Raw genomic sequence first — 22,481 nt, 5'->3', positions numbered from 1 at the left:
AAGTTCTAATGGAACTTTAACTCAGTCAATAATAGAGATAATATAAAAAATTAAAACCTTTAAATGACAAGAAGCCTATGATGAATAAACAACCTCTTGTGGTGGGATGATTCCCACTTCCTAATTTTACCTTACCTGTGTTTTGAGAAATCAATCGATTAACAAACAATTTAATCATCTATCTTTTATGAATGAAGATCGCAAGAAACGAGGACTAGCAAACAGCAAGCTCCTTACGGCCGTGGCAATAACTGCTTTGTTTATAGGCAGTGGTAATGCAGTGGCTGCTTCAACTGCTTCCGGCAGTGCTTATGAAGTGACGGAACAATTACAGTCACAAGCTATTAGTGGTGTAGTGACTGATACAAATGGAGAGCCTGTTATTGGTGCCAGTGTTTCAGAGAAAGGAACAACAAATGGTACTATTACAGATATTAATGGTAAATTCAGTTTAAATGTTAAACCCGGGGCTATATTGAAAGTCACATTTGTGGGCTATAAACCACATGAAGTGAAAGCTACAAGGACAATGAAAATTATCTTGAAAGAGGACAGTGAGCTTTTGGATGAAGTTGTGGTGGTAGGTTATGGAACCCAAAAGAAAGAGAACCTAACAGGTGCAGTGGCTTCAGTAGATGTGAATAAAACACTAAGTAGCCGTCCGATTGCGGATGTTGGACGTGGCTTGCAAGGAACGACACCGGGGCTTTCTGTTGTAATTCCGAGTGGAGAAATTGGTTCGGATCCTACCATGAAGATTCGTGGACAGATTGGGTCTATTAATGGGGGATCCGCTCCGCTTATTTTGATGGATAATGTTGAGATTCCAAGTATTCAGATGGTAAATCCGGATGATATTGAATCAATTTCGGTATTGAAAGATGCTGCCGCTTCTTCTATTTATGGTGCAAAAGCTGCATTTGGTGTTGTATTGATTACTACTAAAAAAGGTGCTAAACAGGAAAGTATAAATGTGAGCTACTCCGGAAACTTTTCATGGCAGAATATTTCCAAAAAAATGGAGATGGGAGGAATTGATGCTTTGGAGTATTCGGTTGAAGCTTTCAAGCGTGTGGGAGGAACCGTAGCCGGTGCATTTGTTCAGATCACTGAAGAGGGGCTTGTTAAAGCCAAAGAGTGGGATCAGAAGTATGGTGGCAAATTAGGTCCTAATGATCCTTACGTGTATGGTCGTGACTGGTATGTAGACGCTAATAACCGCAAGATTGGTTTGAGAACTTTTGATCCATATGATTATATGATTAAAGAGTGGACTCCCTCAATGACTCATAATCTCTCAGTTAATGGTAAAAGCGGACGTACGACTTATAATATCGGCTTCGGCTATCTGGATCAAACAGGATTGATGAAACCGGCGAAAAATGATGATTTTAAACGCTATAATGGCTCTTTGAGAATCAGTACCGATATTAATAAATATGTCACAGTGAGAGCTGGAGCCATGTACTCTAAACGTGAAAAGAGATACGCCTATGCTACTTCCTCTACTACTGCTGATCCTTGGTTGTATTTATACCGTTGGGGACCGAACATGCCGATGGGGTATGATGATGAAGGGAATATTATTCGCAGCCCGCATTCGGAAATAACTCAAGCCAATAGGGCTTCACGTGCATACAACTATATAAACGTAAATGTAGGGGCTACGGTCAATATCATGAAAAACTGGAAGTTGGATATTGACTATACACATGCTACCAATGAATATGTGCTTAAAACTCCTGGTACTCGCTATACAGCTCTTAATTCATGGGGGGGAGCAGTTGCTAAAAATGATGCCAGTGGTAATCGTATTTATGTCAATGAAGCCGGTGAAACGGTTGCTGCTGGAGCTCCGGGAGCAATGCCTGCCTATAAATTGGGTATGACAGAGTATACGGCTCATGGAGCGAACCCTGACCATATGTATCGACGTTCTGAGACAACGAATCAGGACACCTGGAATATTTCTACTACATATGACTGGAAAGTGGATAAGAATAATGCGTTTAAGTTCTTGGTCGGTATGAACCGGGTGACTTATGATGAAGAATACAACTGGTCGCGGAAAGGTGACTTATCTGATATTACCAATCCACAGTTTGACCTTGCTGTAGGTTTACAAGAGGCAAGTGGAGGATACGATTGGGAGGGCCAACTTGGGTTCTTCGGACGTATCAATTATGCTTTAAAGGATAGATACTTATTGGAGGCTAATCTCCGTTACGATGCAACTTCCAAATTTCCGAATGACCTGCAATGGCGCTGGTTTCCATCTTTTTCTGCCGGATGGCGTGCAAGTGAAGAAGCTTTCATGCAGTGGATGAAACCTGCTGTAACATCATTGAAATTTAGAGGGTCATGGGGTATTATCGGTGACCAGACTGTATCCAATTCTTTATATATCCCTACCATGTCTACCGGACAACTGAATTGGCTGGACGAGAGTGGAAATAAGTTGGTTTATGTAAGTACACCCAGTGCAGTGGCAAGTAACATCACTTGGCAGGACATTCAGACTGTTGATGTTGGCTTGGATGCACGTTTTCTGGATGGTGAACTTGGTTTAACTGTTGACTGGTATCAACGTGATACAAAAAATATGATTGTGCCGGGTGCCGGTGTTACTTTGGCGTTTGGTACTGGAGCCCCCAAGGGAAATTTTGGATCTTTGAGAACAAGAGGATGGGAAATCGCACTTGATTACAATCACCGCTTTTCTAACGGATTAGGTATAAATGCGATGGCTACCCTGTCTGATGCTGAAACAGAGATTACTAAATATAGTGATACCCGGGTCGTTAGTGATTGGTATGTTGGTAAAAAGTATGGAGAGATCTGGGGATATCAGACGGAACGTCTATATCAGAAAGATGATTTCGTATATAATGGAGATCAGATTGTGACAACTTGGGCTTTGAATGGTAAAGAGGTTGCTCAGGGAACTAAAGGTGCTAAAAAAGTGAATAAACTGAAAGGGGATAATCCTGTTTATCAGGACTTTTTGCAGAGTGGCAACTTTGTTTTTGGGCCGGGTGACGTTAAATTTGCTGATTTGAATGGCGACGGATTGATTGATTCCGGAAGTGGAACAGTAGATGATCCGGGTGACCGTAAAGTAATCGGTAATTCCACTCCGCGCTATGAATATGGTTTCCGTTTGGGAGCCGATTATAAAGGGTTTGATTTTTCTGTATTCTTCCAAGGTGTTGGCAAACGCGAAGTTTGGGGTAATGGCTTCCTTGCTATTGCCGGATATAACTCTTCGGATGGTGCCATGCCTCAGGCTATTGCCGGAGATTATTGGAGGGAAGACCGTACTGATGCTTTTTATCCGCGTCCTTACAATTTAGCCGGTTCTAATAACTCTTTGAATATGGTAACTCAGTCGCGTTACCTTCTCGATATGTCTTATTTGAGAATGAAAAATATCACGATAGGTTACTCCATACCTGCCGATATCCTACGAAAAGTGCGGATGCAGAAAGCGCGTATCTATATGTCTTTAGAGAACTTTGTGACTTGGGATAATTTGAATGGTCTGCCTATCGATCCGGAAGAGGTACAAGGATTTTCGATGTTTAATACAGATAATTATAATTCGGGTCGTACCGGTGTCGGAACTCCTACCTTTAAGAGCTTGTCCGTTGGTATTCAGTTGAATTTCTAAAATAAAGAAGAATATGAAAAAATATATATTTACTTTACTTTCACTTGCCGCACTGAGTTTCACCAGTTGCGATGATGTGTTAGACCGTCCTCAGTTGACGAAACCGGTTGATACGAACTATTGGCGAAGCGAAACAGATTTCCGTCTGTATGCCAATGAATGTTATCCTAATTACTTTGTTGGCTATAACAATACATGGGGAGTGGATTATGCTCCGTTGCGTGGATATTATTTCTCGGATGATAACGCATGGGCAGGGAAGCAGTCTGTGATGGAAAATGCCGTTCCGTCCAGCAGGGGATCGAGCAGCTTGTCTACCGGTAGCGACCTTTGGTTGACTAAGTATGGAAGTGCAACTTGGAATTTTGCATGGGTACGTAAAATTAATACGATGATCGACAGACTTGATATGTATGGCAAAGTAAATCTGACAGAAGAAGCATACAATCACTGGATGGGGGTTGCCCGTTTCTTCCGGGCATTCGAATATCATCGTTTGGTCTGGTCCTTTGGAGATGTCCCTTATTTTGATAAGGTTTTTGTGGAGACAGACGCAGCTCAAATGTATAAAGACAGGACGCCGAGAGCTGAAGTCATGGAGAAGGTTTATGACGATTTGAAGTTTGCTTTTGAGAATCTTCGTTTGTCAGACGGTGCGATGTATTTGAATAAAGACATAGCAGCTGGCTTTATTACCCGTATTATGTTGTATGAAGGCACCTGGCAGAAATATCATAATTTAGATCAGGCATTGGCAAAAAAATATTTGGAATTTGCCAAGGAAGCGGGTGATTATGTAATTGGTACCGGGAAATATGCTATTTCCGGAGATTTCAGAAGCCTGTTCGGTTCTCAGGATTTGAAGGGACACAAAGAGATGTTGATGTACAGGCACTATGATGCTGCGAATGCGACACATCATATTGCTTCTTATTCGAATGGTTACGAGGGGCAGTCCCCGTCTCCTAATCTGGCATTGGCCAAGTCATTCTTATGTAATGATGGTAAACCGTATGAAGCATCAGCAGTGCCTGATGCCGAAAAACTGGATATCAAACACATGGTTAAAACCCGTGATCCACGTTTTGAAGCTACCTTCTGGGATGAACCGAGAGTACAGGCCAGTACGCTTTTATACGCTTGCAAATTTATCGACCGCACCGGACCAACATACTGGAATGCTGCAACTATACCACCCCAGTATGGGAGTATGACCAACACAAACGATGCTCCTGTTATGCGTTATTCCGAAGTGCTTTTGAACTGGATAGAAGCTAAAGCAGAGTTGGCAATCATGGGAGGAGCGGCAGTCACGCAAGGCGATATTGATATCTCAATCAATGCGATTCGTAACAGAGACCTGGATGCTGAAGCTATTGCTAAAGGGGTACAGAAAACAGCTCCGATGAAACTTGCCGATATCACTGAAGCTTTTGCACCCGATCGTGATGCCGATGTGCCTGCTTTGATTTGGGAGATCCGTCGTGAACGTCGTATGGAATTTGTATACGAGCATACTCGTTTGGCCGATATCAGACGTTGGAAGAAACTCGACTATATGGATAATAATAAATACCCGGATACAATGTTAGGATTGTGGATTAATCTGAAAGAAGAACTTCCTTCATATCTGGAACAAGGTAAAGACGGAAAGTATACCGCTTATCAGGTTCGTAAGATGGACGGTACCGTGGTTACTTATGATGGTAGTAATGCTGACGATATGGTTGGCTTCTTTGTTCCGCTGAAGGCGGTAGCCCGTGATGTGTTTGGCGATGAATGTTATTTGGCTCCTGTGGGCAAAGCACAAATCGATCAGTATGCCGATCAAGGCTATAAATTGAGTCAAACTCCCGGTTGGGAGAATAAGTAAATAAAAAGGGGAAGCAATTGCTTCCCCTTTTTTGATATGAATATTTTGGCTTATCCGATATTTCCTTCTTTAATCAGGTATTCGGCAATCTGAACAGCATTCAGTGCAGCGCCTTTCTTTATTTGGTCACCTACAATCCAGAAAGTCAGTCCACAGTCATTGGTCAAGTCTTTACGGATACGGCCAACGTAAACAGGATCTTTCCCTGCCAGGAACAGCGGCATCGGATAGTCTTTTTCTGCCGGATTGTCCTGAAGTACCAATCCTTCGCCTTTGGCAAAAGCTTCACGAGCCTCTTCTACGGAAATGGGGCGTTTTGTTTCTACCCAGATGCTTTCGGAATGTGCACGGAGTGCCGGAACGCGTACGCAAGTAGCACTAACTTTCACATCAGAGTGCATGATTTTGCGGGTTTCGTTAAACATCTTCATTTCTTCTTTCGTATATCCGTTTTCTGTAAATACGTCAATTTGAGGAATCAGATTGAAGGCCAGCTGGTATGCAAACTTTTCAACAGTGACAGGTTTATTGGCCAAAACCTGGCGATACTGTTCATAAAGTTCGTCCATAGCGGCTGCGCCGGCACCACTGGCTGCCTGATAAGTAGATACATGTACAGTTTTTATATGAGAAAGCTCTTCGATGGCTTTCAGTGCGACAACCATCTGGATGGTTGTGCAATTCGGGTTAGCGATAACGCCGCGCGGACGATCTTTAGCATCGGCTGCATTTACTTCGGGCACTACCAAAGGTACATCAGCGTCCATACGGAAAGCACTGGAGTTATCGATCATCACAGCACCATACTGGGTAATGGTTTTCTCAAACTCTTTAGATGTGCCTGCACCGGCCGAAGTGAAAGCAATGTCCACCCCTTTAAAGTCATCGTTGTGTTGCAGAAGTTTGACCTCGATCTGTTTACCGCGGAAAGTATATTTAGTTCCGGCACTACGTTTAGAACCAAATAAAACTAACTCATCCAACGGGAAATTTCTCTCATCGAGCACGCGCAGGAACTCTTGTCCTACGGCTCCGCTTACGCCAACAATAGCTACTTTCATCTTTTTCTTTTGTTTTATGTGAATACTCATCCTCTACAATTTAAATCAATCGTAAGGATTTGGCTGCAAAATTATAACATTTTGCAATATAATCAGCATTTTAGGGAGAAGATTTCTCTTTGCAAATCTCTTTCCTAATGAATTGGCGGTGTGATAACTTTTTTGTTATTTTGCAGTTAAATACAAAAATCCCGATATATGCACTGGTTTGATCTCAGTTTACAACTTCCGATAACAGACCCTACATGGGTGTTTTTCTTGGTTCTGATCATTATTCTATTTGCGCCGATGATACTGGGACGCTTGCATATCCCCCATATCATTGGTATGATTCTGGCCGGGGTAGTTATTGGTGAATATGGTTTCAATGTTCTCGAACGGGATAGTAGTTTTGAGCTGTTTGGGAAAGTGGGACTCTACTATATCATGTTTCTGGCCGGGCTGGAGATGGACATGGAAGATTTTAAGAAGAACCGGACCAAAGGGTTGGTCTTCGGGTGGTTTACATTTATTATTCCGATGGCATTGGGCGTATGGAGCAGTATGGAGTTGTTGGGATATGGATTTACGACAGCTGTGCTCTTGGCCAGCATGTATGCTTCCCATACATTGATTGCCTATCCCATTATCAGTCGTTATGGCCTATCTAAGCTAAGAAGTGTAAATATAACGATTGGGGGGACAGCCGTAACCGTTACTTTGGCTTTGATTATTCTGGCTGTCATTGGAGGTATGTATAAAGGGACTGTCGACGGCATGTTCTGGATTCTGCTGGTGGCAAAAGTTGCATTCCTAAGTTTTTTGATCGTATTCTTTTTTCCGCGTATCGGCCGTTGGTTTTTCCGTAAGTACGATGATAGCGTGATGCAATTTGTTTTTGTACTTGCAATGGTGTTTTTGGGTAGCGGCTTGATGGAGTTTGTTGGCATGGAAGGCATTTTGGGGGCTTTCCTTGCAGGGTTGGTACTGAATCGCCTCATTCCGCATGTCTCTCCTTTGATGAATCGTTTGGAATTTGTCGGAAACGCTTTGTTTATTCCCTATTTTCTGATTGGTGTGGGGATGATTATCGATGTCCGCACTTTGTTTGCCGGAGGCGAAGCTTTAAAGGTTGCGGTTGTGATGACCGTATTCGCTACTTTGAGTAAATGGCTCGCCGCCTGGATTACACAGAAGATTTATCGTATGCAGCCCAATGAGCGGAGCATGATGTTCGGTTTGAGCAATGCGCAAGCGGCTGCTACTCTGGCAGCAGTACTGATAGGGCATGGCATTATAATGGAGAATGGGGAACGTTTGCTGAATGACGATGTGCTGAACGGTACAGTGGTGATGATTCTCTTTACATGCGTAATCAGTTCACTTGTGACCGAACGCTCTGCACGACGTTTCGCTTTGCATGAAGAGATGCAGTTCGAAGATAACAAGGAGAAAACAGAACAGGAACAAATCCTGATTCCGGTAGCGAATCCGGATACTATTGAAGATCTGATTAACCTCGCATTGGTTATCAGGGATACCAAACAGAAGAAAGAACTGATTGCACTCAACGTAATTAATGATAATAACAACTCGGAAAATAAGGAGTTACAGGGTAAACGGAATCTGGAAAAAGCAGCAATGATTGCTGCCGCTGCCGATGTTTCGGTTAATATGGTGAGTCGTTACGACCTTAATATTGCTTCAGGCATTATCCATACCATTAAAGAGTATGATGCGACGGACGTAGTAATCGGTCTGCACCGTAAGGCAAATATTGTCGATTCATTCTTTGGTAATCTGGCTGAGAGTTTGCTGAAAGGTACTCACCGGGAAGTAATTATTGCCAAGTTCCTTATGCCGGTCAATACACTTCGGCGGATCATTATTGCCGTACCCCCAAAAGCTGAATACGAGACCGGGTTCTCTAAATGGGTGGAACATTTCTGCCGTATGGGAAGTCTGTTGGGTTGTCGGGTACATTTTTTTGCCAACGAGCAAACCCTGATGCGGTTGCAGCAGTTAGTGAAGAAGAAGTATGGAAGTACTCCCACCGAATTTTCCAGACTGGATGAATGGGACGACCTGCTTTTGCTGACCGGGCAAGTGAATTTTGATCATTTGTTAGTGATTATCAGTGCGCGGCGCGGATCTATTTCGTATGATCCTGCGTTTGAGCGGTTACCCAACCAGCTTAGCAAATATTTCTCTAACAACAGCTTGATCATCCTGTATCCCGATCAGTTTGGCGATCCTCAGGAGATAGTCTCTTTTTCTGATCCACGGGGGTACAACGAATCTCAGCATTACGATAAGGTAGGTAAATGGTTCTATAAATGGTTAAAAAAGAATTGATGGAAAATTGGCAACAGAGAACTAAACTTCTTTTAGGAGAAGAGAAAACGGAACGTTTAAGAAAATCACATGTGTTGGTTGTTGGGTTAGGTGGAGTAGGTGCTTATGCGGCCGAAATGATTTGCCGTGCAGGTGTAGGCCGAATGACGATAGTGGATGCCGATACTGTGCAACCTACTAATATCAACCGCCAGTTACCGGCTACGCATGCCACCTTGGGTATGGAGAAAGCAAAGGTGCTGGAAGTAAGATTCAGGGATATTAATCCGGAGATAGAGTTGAACGTATTGCCTGTTTATCTGAAAGACGAAAATATACCGGAGTTGCTGGATGCCTCAAAATACGATTTTATAGTTGATGCCATTGATACCATCAGTCCGAAGTGTTACTTGATTTATCACGCTCTTCAGCGCCGTATAAAGATAGTATCAAGTATGGGTGCCGGAGCGAAAAGTGATATCACTCAGGTGCGTTTTGCCGATCTTTGGGATACGTATCATTGCGGTCTTAGCAAAGCTGTCCGCAAACGTCTGCAAAAGATGGGAGTAAAACGTAAGTTGCCCGTCGTCTTTAGTACGGAACAAGCCGATCCGAAAGCAGTATTGCTGACGGAGGACGAGAGAAATAAGAAATCGACTTGTGGAACAGTGAGTTATATGCCGGCTGTGTTTGGCTGTTATCTGGCAGAGTACGTTATCAAAAGATTGTAAGATTATGATTCATTTAGAAGGTATAACCAAGAGTTTCGGTTCGTTGCAGGTGTTGAAGGGGATAGATCTGGAGATAGCCAAAGGAGAGATAGTAAGTATCGTAGGTCCCAGCGGAGCCGGAAAGACCACATTGCTCCAGATTATGGGGACTTTGGATAGTCCGGATACAGGTACGATAAATCTTGATGGTACGAACGTAAGCAAGATGAAGGAGAAGGAACTTTCCGCTTTCCGTAACAAACACATTGGCTTTGTGTTCCAGTTCCATCAATTACTGCCTGAGTTCACGGCATTGGAAAATGTGATGATCCCTGCATTTATTGCGGGTGTGTCTACCAAAGAAGCTTCTATACATGCCATGGAGATACTTGATTTTATGGGATTGACGGAGCGTGCATCACATAAGCCTAATGAACTTTCGGGCGGAGAAAAACAACGGGTGGCTGTAGCTCGTGCATTGATCAATCAGCCGGCGGTTATTCTGGCCGATGAACCTTCGGGAAGTCTGGACACCCATAACAAGGAAGAACTGCATCAACTCTTTTTTGACCTGAGAAACCGGTTTGGACAAACCTTTGTGATTGTGACACATGACGAAACATTAGCAAAAATCACCGACCGTACGATTCATATGGTAGATGGAAATATCATCTGATTACTCAAAACAGACGTAGTGGCTGATTCGTTCTAAATCCTGAGGAGTAAATTCTTCGTAAAGAGAAAGTTGCTTCAGGCTTTTTAATGTTCCTTTCTTTTTTCTGTACTCTACTATTATTTTGGCCTGATAGAAGTTAATATACGGATGGGCTTTGAGCCGTTCGATGCCGGTTTGGTTTATATTCAGCTGTCGGATATTGTCGGTTGCTACATTAAACCAGGGGCGAAGCTTTTCCACATTGAGGTGTATCTCTTTCAATTGTGCTATATCATAAAATCCTCCTAAACGGCTGCGATATCCTGTTATCATTCGGGCAATAGCACTACCGATACCGGGAATCTTTTTCAGTTCCGTTGTGTCTGCACCGTTCAGTTCGACTACTGTTCCGGCAGTGTATTTAAAGAATTTCAGTGTGTCTTTTTCCACTTTAGGAATATAGAGGCGAAGTGTATCTTGGTGGGGCTCTGTGACCGGAGCTATACAGATATAAGGTAGGAGAATCGTGTATTGTTCCTGCGTTAATCCGTATACTTTTCGAAAGTCTTCCGCCCGACGGAATTTTCCACCTTTATTCCGGTACTTTAAGATATTCTTTGCCATCCATGCCGGCAGGCCCAGATCAAGGAATCCGACAGAATCGGTCGTATTTGGGTCGAAAGTCGTCAAACTGACTGTTCGCCGGGGCTGGAAGTTCCTGTCATGTGTATATGCTTTTTGTTCATTTTCGCGGATGGAGGCAATAAATTCGGCATATTCCTTTTTCATCTTTTCCGTATCGTTTGTTGCCGTATTTGCTTTGTCGGGGATCATCCATCCGGCTACAAATACGAGAATACACAAAACGACAAGTATCAGGATGCCTTGCCGTTCTGTACGTGTGAAGTAAAAGAAGTCTTTCCACATTTTTATTTCAGTAACCCCAGTTCATTAATGAAGATCACTGAAATGGCAATTGGGGCTACGTATTTCAGAATAAAGATAATCAACTTATATGTAGGAACTTTCAGGTTACCGTTGTTCGTGATTTCCGACCAAACAAGTTTCTTGTCCAGATACCATCCGGTAAAGATGGAGATGAACAATCCGCCCAATGGCAACATCAGTTTGGCGGTTACGAAGTCGAACAGGTCAAACATGCCCAGTCCGAAGATGGTGAAGTCTTTGGTAATCCCCAGAGAGAGTGAACAAAGTATCCCCAACAAAATGCAACCGGTTGTTACCAACCGGGCAGCTTTGCCCCTTGTAAAGTTGAATTCTTCGTGTAGGTAGGCCGTAACCACTTCATGCAATGAGATGGTAGAAGTCAGCGCTGCCAGCGCCAACAATATGTAGAACATCACTGAAAAGATATATGCCAATATCGGTATCCCGCTGAAAGCCTGTTGGAATACGTTAGGCAGAGTTATAAAAATTAAACTTGGTCCGGCATCCGGTTGAATACCCACTGAGAACGCTGCGGGAAAGATGATAAAACCAGCCAGTATAGCGACAAATGTGTCGATAATTCCTACACTGAAGGCCGTTCGGGTGAGGTTGGTGTTTTTGCTGAAATAGGAGGCATAGGTACACAGGCATCCCATTCCAAGGCTGAGTGAGAAGAACGCTTGCCCCATAGCTCCCAGAAATACATTGCCATCTACTTTACTGAAATCCGGTTTAAGCAAAAACTCGATGCCTTTGCCCGCTCCCGGCAAAGTGACCGAACATCCCACCAAGATTAAGATAATGATGAAGAGGGTCGGCATCATAATTTTGGATGATTTTTCGATTCCCTTCTCCACTCCTTTCACGATGATGAAATGGGTAGCGAGTAAAAATAAGGTGAGCCATAAGGCCGGACGCCAGGGATTGCTGGAGAAACTTTGAAAAGAAGAGATAAACTCCGCCGGAGTTTTACCTGCGAAACTGTTACTGACTGCCTCGTATATATACTCTAATGTCCATCCGGCCACAACAGAGTAATAGCCGAGAATAAGGAATCCCGCCAAAACTCCCATTCGTCCTACCCAACGCCATTGAGTGCCGGGAGCCAGTATTTGGTAAGCACGGGCAGTGTTTGCCTGTGAGTGCCGTCCGATTAAAAATTCAGCTATCATAATCGGTAGTCCGAGTAGGAGGATGCATCCCAGATAAATAAGAATAAAAGCAGCTCCGCCATGATTTCCCGTTTCATAAGGGAATCTCCATATATTACCCAGTCCGACGGCTGATCCTGCAGAAGCTAATATCACACCCAGTTTACTACCAAAGTTTCCTCTTTCTTTTTTTGTCATAAAAAGTATATGTTATCTTACAATTCGATAGATTTTCTCGCTTTAAACGTGCAAATATAGAAAATGTTCCTTATATTTGCGATTCATCTGTAATTTATTTAGGTATGCTATCGTATATTAAGAAATATCCCGTATCGCTCTTTATCATTCTTGCGGTCATCTATCTGTCGTTCTTCAAACCTCCTTCAACGGAGATTAGTAAAATTCCTAATATCGATAAGGTCGTTCATATTTGTATGTACTTCGGCATGTCCGGTATGCTGTGGCTGGAGTTTTTACGGGCACACCGTAGAGACCACACTCCGGTGTGGCATGCTTGGGTAGGAGCATTCGTTTGTCCGGTGTTGTTCAGCGGATGTGTAGAATTGTTGCAGGAATATTGTACGACCTATCGTGGCGGAGACTGGATGGACTTTGCAGCCAATACCACAGGTGCGGTATTGGCCAGTCTGATAGGATATTTTATTGTCCGTCCACGTATGTTCAGTAAAAAGTAGTCTTTTATAAGAATTCAACAACTGTGCTCAGTTTGATACCATTCGATCCTTTGATCAGGATGGTGTAGTCTTTAGGTTTTTCCGTTTGCAGTTCTTTTATCACTTCTTGTGCATTGGCATAGGTGTGATAAGGAGGATGAGTTGCTGTAAATTGTTCTCCAACCAGCAGGACTTTCTCAAAAGAGCACTCTTGCAGGAAGTCCACGATTTTGCGGTGTTCAGCTGCACTTTCCGCCCCCAATTCACGCATATCGCCTAATATCAGCATTTTCTTTTCCACAGTCATATTACGGAAGTTTTGGAGGGCTGCCATCATGCTGGTCGGATTGGCATTGTAAGCGTCTATAATTAGTGTATTATCCGCGGTTTTTTTCAGTTGTGAACGGTTATTGCGGGGAGTATAACCGGCTAGTGCTTCATCTATTTTTCCGGCTTCCACTCCAAAGAACCGACCGATAGTAACGGCGGCCAATGCATTTGGGAAGTTATATTCGCCGATAAGCTGAGTTTGCACTTTGTGCAAGTCACCATCTTTGCCTGCTTTCCATTCGAAAGTCAGATAAGGGGAATTCCCGGTCACATGTCCATTCACATAAAGTGAGTCTTCACTTCCGTAGGGAATCAGATTCAGGTCATGAGCGATGTCCATCAGATAAGCATTATCATGGTGTATAAAGACGGTAGAATCTTCCTTTTCACGGAGATAGTCATATAATTCTCCTTTAGTGCGGATCACTCCTTCAAAGGAACCGAATCCTTCCAGATGCGCTTTTCCCACATTGGTGATAATTCCATAATCCGGCTCGGCAATGTGTACCAGAAATTTTATCTCTCCGGGATGATTAGCCCCCATTTCGATCACTGCCAGTTCATGTTCTGTTTTTAGGCGAAGCAGAGTCATGGGTACTCCAATGTGGTTGTTTAGGTTTCCTTCTGTGTAGAGTACATTGTGAGATTTTGACAAGACAGCAGAAATCAGCTCTTTAGTGGTTGTTTTCCCGTTGGTTCCGGTAATGCCGATCACTTTAGTACCCAGTTGGCGGCGGTGATAATTTGCCAGTTGCTGAAGAGTTTGCAGGCAATTGTCTACTAGAATGATATGTCTGTCGTTTTCCGGAGCATATTCGGCTTCATCTACGATGGCGTATGCACAGCCGTCTTTCAATGCTTGAGCTGCAAAAGCGTTTCCGTTGAATGATTCGCCTTTCAGGGCAATAAACAGTGAACCAGCAGGGCAGTTGCGGCTGTCGGTGGTCACTACGGCACAATCCAGGAATATCTGGTAGAGAGCAGAAAGTTTCATAATAATCGGTTTTTCTCTGTTGTGGGTGCAAAATTACATTTTCTATTCCAGATTATCATTAAACAAGAAAGAATTTCGCTTGGTATAGGAAATGACAAGCATTACGATGCTGATGCATAGATTGAACACAAAAGCAAACTGCTGAGATTTGATGTGGAATACAGTCGACTGGAAGAAGTCGATAATGAAGGGACATAGCAGAATGGCAAGGTAGTTCATCGCCATTACGAATGCCAGTGCCAGTGTCACTTTGCGTGAAATAGCCGTATGGGTTGTCTGATTGTAGACAACGGGTTGGATGACTCCGTAACCCAGTCCCACCAGGATACATCCGGGGGCTATCACCCACTCTTTGGGTGAGATCCAGATCAGTGCCAGTCCGATGCCGATGCTCAAAAAACTGTAGAACTTTGTTTTCTCTTTCAATGTGCCTACGATTCGGTTCAGAAAGAATCCGGGAGCCATGATAGCTAAGAAGAAGAGAGAAATCATAATGCCGGAGTTACCACTGGTGAAGTGATATTCTTCCATCAGAAATGGCAGGTTAAAGCTGACTACCAGTACCAGAAAAGTAGCCAGTCCGTAAACACCCATAATGCCTCCGAGATGGCGAACATGAATGCCGTATTTGCTGTTACCGGTATCTACATTTTCTTCTTTGTCTGCCGGGTCCTTGTCGTTGGAGAGTGAGGTGCTGCCTTCACTCGCCATGCTGCGTTGCAGATATACCGAGAGCACGAGTGAAATGATTGGAAGCAGATAGACGACAAATGGCAGATGCCAGTTGACTTCGGCCAGATATCCGGTTACTACCGTAGCTACTACCAGGGTTATGTTGGTGATGGCCGAACTCAATCCAAACTGTTTCACGCGATATGAACCGGTGAAGTATTTTGAGATCAGGCCGGTGGACAACGGAACGATCAGCCCCGATCCTACTCCCAATAAAGCACTTACAGCAATCAGTTGCCACATCTGTCCCGATAGCAGGTAGAGCACTCCGCTCAAAGCAAAGATGGCAAGTCCGGCTTGTAATAGATGTATGAAATTGACCCGTTCGGTCAGTTTGCCCGCCAGAAGGATAAATGGGATAATCAGTAGTGAGGGCAGAGACGAAAGCATCTGTATGTCCAGTTCGGTGGAGTGTGGAAAGATGACGGATAGCTTCCCCAAAATAGGAGAAACCGCCAGACCGGGTAGGGCATTCAGGGCCGAGATAGACCAGATGCCGATAAGGGTGATAAGGGGTATAGTCCCTTGGCCAGTTTGAATACGCATAGTTGTATAGGTATTATAAAGTTTAGGTGTGTGAAGAACAAACGATTCGTCAGAATGTTCGGCATCTAAGCAGCAGAAAGTGTGTTGGGATATCTTCCTGCAGGATTGAAGATAACTTATTAACTTTTCCGTCTCCCTCCCTTTTTAATAAACGCCAAATAATGTAAAACCGAAGAACTTTCATATCCTTACGATGTTGTTGTGGGAAATTCGACGGGGAAAATCCCCATCGCCTAAACCTAATTAAAAATAAGAGTAATTATGGAAGATTTAAATTTCAGAAAAGGTGATGCTAAAACCGATGTATTTGGTTCAAACAAAATGTTGCAACCCTCTCCGGTGGAGAAAATACCTGATGGACCTACGACTCCGGAAATCGCCTACCAGATGGTGAAGGACGAAACCTTTGCTCAAACTCAGCCCCGTCTGAATCTTGCTACATTCGTGACTACTTATATGGATGACTATGCAACGAAGCTGATGAACGAAGCCATCAATATCAACTACATTGACGAGACAGAATATCCTCGTATTGCTGTGATGAACGGTAAATGTATCAACATCGTTGCTAATTTGTGGAACTCTCCTGAAAAAGATACCTGGAAAACCGGTGCATTGGCTATCGGTTCTTCAGAAGCCTGTATGTTGGGTGGTGTAGCTGCTTGGTTGCGTTGGCGCAAAAAACGTCAGGCTCAGGGCAAACCGTTTGATAAACCTAACTTTGTCATTTCAACCGGCTTCCAGGTTGTTTGGGAAAAATTTGCTCAGTTGTGGCAGATTGAGATGCGTCAGGTGCCTTTGACACTGGATAAGACCACACTCGATCCGGAAGAAGCCTTGAAGATGTGTGATGAAAATACAATTTGTGTAGTTCCTATCCAGGGTGTTACATGGACAGGCCTGAATGACGACGTTGAAGCGCTTGACAAAGCCCTCGATGCTTATAACGCCAAGACCGGTTATGACATTCCTATCCACGTAGACGCCGCCAGTGGTGGTTTTATCCTTCCGTTCCTGTATCCGGAAACCAAGTGGGACTTCCGCCTGAAATGGGTACTCTCTATCAGTGTATCCGGTCATAAGTTCGGCCTTGTATATCCGGGTTTAGGTTGGGTTGTCTGGAAAGGTAAAGAATATCTGCCCGAAGAAATGGCTTTCAGCGTAAACTATTTAGGAGCTAACATTACTCAGGTAGGTTTAAACTTCTCACGTCCGGCTGCTCAGATTCTGGGACAGTATTATCAATTCATCCGTTTAGGATTCCAGGGTTACAAGGAAGTACAGTATAACTCTCTGCAAATAGCTAAATATATCCACAGCCAGATCGCTAAGATGGCTCCGTTTGTCAACTACTCTGAAGATGTAGTGAACCCGTTGTTTATCTGGTACATGAAACCGGAATATGCAAAGAACGCCAAATGGACTCTTTATGATTTGCAGGATAAACTGGCTCAGCACGGCTGGATGGTTCCGGCATATACACTGCCTTCTAAACTGGAGAATTATGTGGTTATGCGTGTGGTAGTTCGTCAGGGATTCAGCCGGGACATGGCCGATATGCTGTTGGGAGATATCAAGAATGCTATTACCGAACTTGAAAAACTGGAATACCCGACAACCACCCGTATCGCCCAGGAAAAGAATCTGCCGGTAGAAACCAAAGTGTTTAATCATACCGGTAAACCGCAAGTTGCTAAGAAATAAATAACATTATTGGTATGGACAAAAAAATATCTATTTCCCAAATAAAAGAGGTAGTACAACAGGCTTATGAGCAAGTCAAGGGTAATACCGGTGGTAAGAATGCCGATTATATTCCCTATCTTGCTAATATTGACAAGAACCTTTTTGGTATCAGTGTCTGTTTGCTGAATGGTCAAACTATTACCGTAGGGGATTTTGACTATCGTTTCGGTATCGAATCCGTATCTAAAGTACATACAGCCATTCTGATTCTCCGTCAATACGGGGCGCAGAAGGTGTTGGAAATGATTGGAGCGGATGCTACCGGACTGCCTTTCAACTCTATCATCGCCATCTTATTGGAAAATGATCATCCGTCTACTCCGTTGGTCAATGCCGGAGCCATCTCTGCTTGTTCCATGGTGACGCCGGTTGGTAATTCCGATAAGAAGTGGGATGCGATTGTACAGAATATTACCGATCTTTGCGGCTCTGCTCCACAGCTGATTGAAGAACTCTATAAGTCGGAAACAGCTACCAACTTCAACAACCGTTCTATTGCCTGGCTGCTGAAGAATTATAACCGCATCTATGATGATCCGAATATGTCGCTCGACCTCTATACCCGTCAGTGCTCTTTGGGAGTTACTGCACAGATGTTGTCGGTGGCTGCCGGTACGGTTGCCAATGGTGGTGTGAATCCTGTTACCAAGAAGCAGGTGTTCGATGCCGAACTGACTCCTAAGATCACTTCTATGATTGCCACCGTAGGTTTCTACGAACATTCGGGTGACTGGATGTATACTTCCGGTATTCCTGCCAAGACCGGTGTAGGTGGTGGTGTGATGGGGGTATTGCCGGGCGTATTCGGTATTTCTGCCTTTGCACCTCCTTTGGATGGTTCGGGCAACTCAGTGAAAGCACAGTTGGCCATTAAATACATCATGAACAAGTTGGGGTTGAATGTATTCAATGGTGCAAGAGTAACCATTGTTGAGTAGTAGCGGTAACGCTTTACCGTTTTTTTGTTTAGGTTGCTCCGAGGGCGGTTTCCGCCTGAGGGGCAACCTTTTTCGGTTTTATCAGTCTGCTTTTATCAGCGGCAATGTAAGTATGAAGCGGCACCCCTTGGTATAAGTCTTATCTATGATGAGGCTCCCCCCTAACTTTTCGGCAATAATCCGACAGATGGGAAGCCCTAACCCTGTTCCTTGCGAAAAATCGTTCAGCTTGGCAAAACGTTCGAATACATACTCTTGTTGCTCCACTGGGATACCTTTCCCTGTATCGGTTACGGTATATACAATCTGTTTTTCTGTGGGCGAGATGGTGTAAGCCAGCGTGATATTCCCCTTGTCAGTGAATTTAATTGCGTTGTGTAGCAAGTGGGTCAGTATCTGCGCTACCCTTTCCGGGTTGGTCAATATCATAAGTGGTCCGCATGACGGTTCGAAACGGAGTGATACCTCTTTCTTTACGCTGTTCCGGATCCGTTCGATGCTGAGTAGACAACAGGTATTGATGTTTTCCGGTTTATCGTAGGGCAATACTTCCGACTGGTCGAGGTAAGAGATGTCGAGTACGTCGTTGATCAGCCGCAGTAAATTGCTGCTGCTGGTTTCGATGATTGAGGCGAACTCCCTGATCTCATCATTATCCTCTTCCTTGAAATAGTTGCTCAGTACCTGAGAGAATCCGACGATTGAATTGAGAGGCGTACGAATTTCGTGCGACATACTCTGGATAAAAGTAGTTTTCATCCGGCTTGCGTTTTCCGCTTGTTCTTTGGCTTTGCGCAATTCTTCACCGTTTTCTACCAGTTCTTTGTTTTGCTGTATCACTTTGGCTTCCGATCTCTTCAACTTCTTGTTCAGTTTTGAGATGTGGAGGAGCAACATCGTTCCTGCTACCAGGATAATGACCAGTGAGACAAGTGCGATATTGATTTTCTGCAATTTTTCTTCCTGCATGTGTAGCAGCAATTCATTCTTTTCTTTGTGTAACTGTTCTACTTCCATGATGGCATAGAACTCGCTGGTTGAGTTTTGTATTTCCTGGCTTCGGATGGAGTCTGTTGCCAGGATATAATCCCGATAATATTGGGCAGCCCGGGCCTTCTGGTTCATTTCCCAATAGATGTTTCCTTTTTTCTGGATCAGCGTATAGTCCAGGTATTTATTAATGCTCGATGAATCATTTTTGATCTCTTCAATCACGTCAAGTGCTTTCCGGTACTGTCCGGTGTTCCGGTAATATTCTATTTGTATGTAGAATAATCCGCTTTTGTAGAGTGCGAGTGATTTGTCTTTCTCAAACAATCGCTCCAATTCCACAAGTACTTCCCGGGCTTTTTCGTATTCTTTTGTTTCCAGATAATATAGAATGTAGGCTTTCTGTACTGTGAATACCTGATATGAACTCTGGGTACATTTCGACCCTTTTTCCAGTGCTTTCAGCGCATCATCGGGACGGTGCATTTCGAGGGCACATTGGGCGAGTGAAGCATATTGAGTGGGCAGATTGATATCTTCTATTCCATTTTCTTCAATCAAGGCTATTTGTTTCCGGAAGTTTTCGTAAGCCAGTTTAGGATTCGATTGAGTCATGTAAATCGTTCCCAATGTACGGTAACATTGTACGATTCCGGGAATGAAATTATCAGCTTCCGCTGACTGAAGCATTTTCCGGGCTTCGTAAATGGCAGTGTTGGTTTGGTGTTGTTTGATATAATAGATAATCAACCGGCTTCCCCATGCAAAGTAGAAATATTTCAGTTCATTATTCCTTCGGCTGATTTTCTTCACGCGGTCTACCATGACAAGGATACTGTCCGGATTGTTTTGATAGTAGTAATAATCCAGTTTCAGGGCTACGGCAATCACCTGCATCCGTTTGTCATTTCTCTCTTGGGCCATGTGCGTAAGAGTGTCATTTATTTTTAGAAAGTCCGGACCCTTGATTTGTGCTTTGCATTTGATGAAATATTGTTGAAGAGTACTGTCCGTTTTAGCGAACAGGTCTTCGGCTTGGGCTTCGAGTCGAGGACAAAACAAAACCAGCAAGAATGCTATGAAGTGACGGCACAATCTGAAGAACATATTTTTTAGTAGTCTTGATAGCTGCAAAGATAACTTTATTTTTAGTGTGCTGATAGCATTAGGACATTTATTTTTCTTTATCTTTGCGTCAATCAACCGTAATAACAGAAAATGGATTCAATGATTTTCAAAAGCCTGAACGTAAACGGTCGCTTACTTGATCTTTCCACTCCGCAGGTTATGGGTATACTCAATGTTACACCCGATTCTTTTTATGCAGGTAGCCGAAGCCGGACAGAAGCCGATATTGCCGCACGTGCCCGTCAGATACTTGATGAAGGGGCCTCTATGATTGATATAGGAGCTTATTCGTCACGCCCGAACGCCGAACACATCTCGTCCGAAGAAGAAATGCGGCGTTTGCGTACCGGTCTGGAAATATTGAACCGGAATCATCCGGGCGCTATCATCTCAGTTGATACATTCCGTGCCGGAGTGGCTGAGGAATGTGTGAAGGAGTACGGAGTGGCCATTATCAATGACATTTCAGCCGGTGAGATGGACGAACAGATGTTCCCGACGGTGGCTCGCCTGAATGTACCTTACATTATGATGCACATGCAAGGTACCCCTCAAAACATGCAGAAGGAGCCCCATTATGAAAATTTGCTGAAAGAGGTCTTCATTTATTTTGCCCGGAAAGTACAACAATTGCGTGACTTGGGAGTGAAAGACATTATTCTCGATCCCGGTTTCGGCTTCGGCAAAACGTTGGAGCATAACTACGAACTGATGGCGCATCTGGAAGAGTTCGGCATTTTCGAACTTCCCTTGTTGGTGGGAGTTTCCCGCAAGTCGATGATTTATCGTTTGTTTGGAACCACACCGCAGGAAGCACTCAACGGAACAACAGTGCTCGATACGGTAGCTTTGATGAAAGGTGCCGATATTCTCCGTGTGCATGATGTGCGTGAAGCTGTTGAGTCGGTTCGGCTGATAGAGAAATTAAAAAGTGTATCGGCTTGTTCCTGATACCCGTATACTTAACCCTTAATACTTTAGTCCCGTGTTTTTTGAATTTGGCATAAAAGATTTTATTGATATCCTGTTAGTGGCTTTCCTGCTTTACTATACATACAAGCTGATGAAAGCCTCCGGATCTATCAATGTGTTTACCGGTATTCTGGTGTTTATCCTTATCTGGCTGGTTGTTTCGCAAGTGCTCGAGATGAAACTCCTCGGTTCTATTTTCGATAAGTTGGTAAGCGTGGGAGTATTGGCACTGATCGTTTTGTTTCAGGATGAGATCAGGCGTTTCCTTCTCACGCTCGGTTCGCATCAACATGCCAGTGCCTTGGTACGTTTCCTTACCGGAAATAAAAAAGAAAAACTTCAGCATGATGATATCATGCCCATCGTGATGGCCTGTATCAGTATGGGAAAGCAGAAGGTGGGGGCCTTGATCGTGATGGAACGTAATGTCCCTCTTGACGATGTCATTCGTACCGGTGAGATTATCGATGCCAATATCAACCAGCGCCTGATAGAGAACATTTTCTTTAAGAACAGTCCTTTGCATGACGGTGCAATGGTAATCAGTAAGAAGCGTATCAAAGCTGCCGGATGTATTCTTCCTGTGTCACATAATTTGGATATACCCAAAGAACTGGGACTCCGTCATCGGGCAGCAATGGGCATATCTCAAGTCTCGGATGCTTTAGCCATTATCGTTTCCGAAGAAACCGGAGCAATTTCTGTAGCATGGCGCGGACAGTTTTATCTTCGCCAGAGTGCTGAAGAACTTGAAAGTCTGCTGACAAAGGAAAGCTAAATATCACGCTCTCATACAAAAAATGCATTTCGATCTTCCATCTTCCACCTTTTAAGAATCTTGGTTCTGATAAACAGACTCTTAGCGGGTGGAAGATGCTATTTTTAAGGGCTTTTATCTTCCACCCCTATCTTCCATCTTCCACCCTTCATTTTAGTAAAGGAAATAAGCGTAATCTATTTATATATAGCATGATGGGTGGGCTGTTCTTTCTGCTTATACCTATAAAAGCATTTTGTTTTCCTTAGTATCTTTAGCGAAAATGGTCTGAA

At 43.7% G+C, this 22,481-nt stretch carries 16 protein-coding genes; 10 read left to right on the top strand and 6 right to left on the bottom strand.

Going from position 1 to position 22,481, the window contains the following annotated elements; genetic code table 11:
• Positions 1–187 precede the first annotated feature (187 nt).
• Positions 188–3,670, top strand: a complete 3,483-nt coding sequence (locus FDF36_RS16005) for a SusC/RagA family TonB-linked outer membrane protein (RefSeq protein ID WP_220392010.1) — start codon at positions 188–190, stop codon at positions 3,668–3,670.
• Between the two features lie 13 nt (positions 3,671–3,683).
• Positions 3,684–5,543 (top strand): RagB/SusD family nutrient uptake outer membrane protein, encoded by a 1,860-nt coding sequence (locus tag FDF36_RS16000; protein WP_220392009.1) that lies wholly within the window; start codon positions 3,684–3,686, stop codon positions 5,541–5,543.
• Positions 5,544–5,593: 50 nt separating this feature from the next.
• Here FDF36_RS16000 and FDF36_RS15995 read toward each other — a convergent pair whose 3' ends face one another.
• The gene (locus tag FDF36_RS15995; protein WP_220392008.1) at positions 5,594–6,604 is read right to left on the bottom strand and encodes an aspartate-semialdehyde dehydrogenase; all 1,011 of its coding nucleotides are present in this window, start codon (positions 6,602–6,604) and stop codon (positions 5,594–5,596) included.
• A 198-nt stretch (positions 6,605–6,802) separates the two neighbouring features.
• On the opposite strand from FDF36_RS15995, the gene FDF36_RS15990 reads away from it, so the two are divergent.
• From FDF36_RS15990 to FDF36_RS15980, 3 genes are read left to right on the top strand one after another with little or no spacing between them, the layout of a single operon-like run.
• On the top strand, positions 6,803–8,938 hold the full coding sequence (locus FDF36_RS15990; RefSeq protein ID WP_220392007.1) for a cation:proton antiporter domain-containing protein: 2,136 nt from the start codon (positions 6,803–6,805) through the stop codon (positions 8,936–8,938).
• Positions 8,920–9,648 carry a tRNA threonylcarbamoyladenosine dehydratase gene (locus tag FDF36_RS15985; protein WP_005811888.1) on the top strand — a complete coding sequence of 243 codons (729 nt, stop codon included), beginning with the start codon at positions 8,920–8,922 and terminating at the stop codon, positions 9,646–9,648. The genes FDF36_RS15990 and FDF36_RS15985 overlap by 19 nt, the downstream gene beginning before the upstream one ends.
• A gap of 4 nt (positions 9,649–9,652) precedes the next feature.
• Positions 9,653–10,303 (top strand): ABC transporter ATP-binding protein, encoded by a 651-nt coding sequence (locus tag FDF36_RS15980; protein ID WP_220392006.1) that lies wholly within the window; start codon positions 9,653–9,655, stop codon positions 10,301–10,303.
• Here FDF36_RS15980 and FDF36_RS15975 read toward each other — a convergent pair whose 3' ends face one another.
• The gene (locus FDF36_RS15975) at positions 10,304–11,209 is read right to left on the bottom strand and encodes a ComEA family DNA-binding protein (RefSeq protein ID WP_122142924.1); all 906 of its coding nucleotides are present in this window, start codon (positions 11,207–11,209) and stop codon (positions 10,304–10,306) included.
• Between the two features lie 2 nt (positions 11,210–11,211).
• Positions 11,212–12,579: a sodium-dependent transporter gene (locus tag FDF36_RS15970; protein ID WP_220392005.1), complete on the bottom strand. Its 1,368-nt coding sequence runs from the start codon at positions 12,577–12,579 to the stop codon at positions 11,212–11,214.
• A gap of 104 nt (positions 12,580–12,683) precedes the next feature.
• Here FDF36_RS15970 and FDF36_RS15965 point away from each other — a divergent pair, with 104 nt between their 5' ends.
• Positions 12,684–13,076: a VanZ family protein gene (locus FDF36_RS15965; RefSeq protein WP_220392004.1), complete on the top strand. Its 393-nt coding sequence runs from the start codon at positions 12,684–12,686 to the stop codon at positions 13,074–13,076.
• 4 nt (positions 13,077–13,080) lie between these two features.
• Here FDF36_RS15965 and FDF36_RS15960 read toward each other — a convergent pair whose 3' ends face one another.
• Positions 13,081–14,379, bottom strand: a complete 1,299-nt coding sequence (locus FDF36_RS15960) for a UDP-N-acetylmuramoyl-tripeptide--D-alanyl-D-alanine ligase (protein WP_220392003.1) — start codon at positions 14,377–14,379, stop codon at positions 13,081–13,083.
• A gap of 42 nt (positions 14,380–14,421) precedes the next feature.
• Positions 14,422–15,657, bottom strand: a complete 1,236-nt coding sequence (locus FDF36_RS15955; RefSeq protein ID WP_220392002.1) for an MFS transporter — start codon at positions 15,655–15,657, stop codon at positions 14,422–14,424.
• Positions 15,658–15,918: 261 nt separating this feature from the next.
• Here FDF36_RS15955 and gad point away from each other — a divergent pair, with 261 nt between their 5' ends.
• Positions 15,919–17,361: a glutamate decarboxylase gene (gad, locus tag FDF36_RS15950; RefSeq protein WP_005779031.1), complete on the top strand. Its 1,443-nt coding sequence runs from the start codon at positions 15,919–15,921 to the stop codon at positions 17,359–17,361.
• A gap of 14 nt (positions 17,362–17,375) precedes the next feature.
• Positions 17,376–18,341: a glutaminase A gene (glsA, locus tag FDF36_RS15945; protein ID WP_005811878.1), complete on the top strand. Its 966-nt coding sequence runs from the start codon at positions 17,376–17,378 to the stop codon at positions 18,339–18,341.
• A gap of 81 nt (positions 18,342–18,422) precedes the next feature.
• Here the strand turns inward: glsA and FDF36_RS15940 are convergent, their stop codons facing one another.
• Positions 18,423–20,438: a tetratricopeptide repeat-containing sensor histidine kinase gene (locus tag FDF36_RS15940; RefSeq protein WP_220392001.1), complete on the bottom strand. Its 2,016-nt coding sequence runs from the start codon at positions 20,436–20,438 to the stop codon at positions 18,423–18,425.
• 111 nt (positions 20,439–20,549) lie between these two features.
• Here FDF36_RS15940 and folP point away from each other — a divergent pair, with 111 nt between their 5' ends.
• A complete protein-coding gene (gene folP / locus FDF36_RS15935) occupies positions 20,550–21,410 on the top strand; it encodes a dihydropteroate synthase (protein WP_220392000.1) in 861 nt (286 codons plus the stop codon).
• A 34-nt stretch (positions 21,411–21,444) separates the two neighbouring features.
• On the top strand, positions 21,445–22,209 hold the full coding sequence (gene cdaA / locus FDF36_RS15930) for a diadenylate cyclase CdaA (RefSeq protein ID WP_005779023.1): 765 nt from the start codon (positions 21,445–21,447) through the stop codon (positions 22,207–22,209).
• The last annotated feature ends 272 nt before the right edge of the window (positions 22,210–22,481 follow it).

Source organism: Bacteroides fragilis, from assembly GCF_019583405.1.
GTDB classification, from domain to species: Bacteria; Bacteroidota; Bacteroidia; order Bacteroidales; family Bacteroidaceae; genus Bacteroides; species Bacteroides fragilis_B.
Note: the sequence above shows the minus strand (reverse complement) of the source record. Positions and strands in the feature narration are given on the sequence as shown.

What these genes read in the sequence shown, in the direction of transcription:
- FDF36_RS16005 (WP_220392010.1), top strand. Translation starts at nt 188, where the DNA reads ATGAATGAAGATCGCAAGAAACGAGGACTAGCAAACAGCAAGCTCCTT.
- FDF36_RS16000 (WP_220392009.1), top strand. Translation starts at nt 3,684, where the DNA reads ATGAAAAAATATATATTTACTTTACTTTCACTTGCCGCACTGAGTTTC.
- FDF36_RS15995 (WP_220392008.1), bottom strand. Translation starts at nt 6,604, where the DNA reads ATGAAAGTAGCTATTGTTGGCGTAAGCGGAGCCGTAGGACAAGAGTTC.
- FDF36_RS15990 (WP_220392007.1), top strand. Translation starts at nt 6,803, where the DNA reads ATGCACTGGTTTGATCTCAGTTTACAACTTCCGATAACAGACCCTACA.
- FDF36_RS15985 (WP_005811888.1), top strand. Translation starts at nt 8,920, where the DNA reads ATGGTTAAAAAAGAATTGATGGAAAATTGGCAACAGAGAACTAAACTT.
- FDF36_RS15980 (WP_220392006.1), top strand. Translation starts at nt 9,653, where the DNA reads ATGATTCATTTAGAAGGTATAACCAAGAGTTTCGGTTCGTTGCAGGTG.
- FDF36_RS15975 (WP_122142924.1), bottom strand. Translation starts at nt 11,209, where the DNA reads ATGTGGAAAGACTTCTTTTACTTCACACGTACAGAACGGCAAGGCATC.
- FDF36_RS15970 (WP_220392005.1), bottom strand. Translation starts at nt 12,579, where the DNA reads ATGACAAAAAAAGAAAGAGGAAACTTTGGTAGTAAACTGGGTGTGATA.
- FDF36_RS15965 (WP_220392004.1), top strand. Translation starts at nt 12,684, where the DNA reads ATGCTATCGTATATTAAGAAATATCCCGTATCGCTCTTTATCATTCTT.
- FDF36_RS15960 (WP_220392003.1), bottom strand. Translation starts at nt 14,379, where the DNA reads ATGAAACTTTCTGCTCTCTACCAGATATTCCTGGATTGTGCCGTAGTG.
- FDF36_RS15955 (WP_220392002.1), bottom strand. Translation starts at nt 15,657, where the DNA reads ATGCGTATTCAAACTGGCCAAGGGACTATACCCCTTATCACCCTTATC.
- gad (WP_005779031.1), top strand. Translation starts at nt 15,919, where the DNA reads ATGGAAGATTTAAATTTCAGAAAAGGTGATGCTAAAACCGATGTATTT.
- glsA (WP_005811878.1), top strand. Translation starts at nt 17,376, where the DNA reads ATGGACAAAAAAATATCTATTTCCCAAATAAAAGAGGTAGTACAACAG.
- FDF36_RS15940 (WP_220392001.1), bottom strand. Translation starts at nt 20,438, where the DNA reads ATGTTCTTCAGATTGTGCCGTCACTTCATAGCATTCTTGCTGGTTTTG.
- folP (WP_220392000.1), top strand. Translation starts at nt 20,550, where the DNA reads ATGGATTCAATGATTTTCAAAAGCCTGAACGTAAACGGTCGCTTACTT.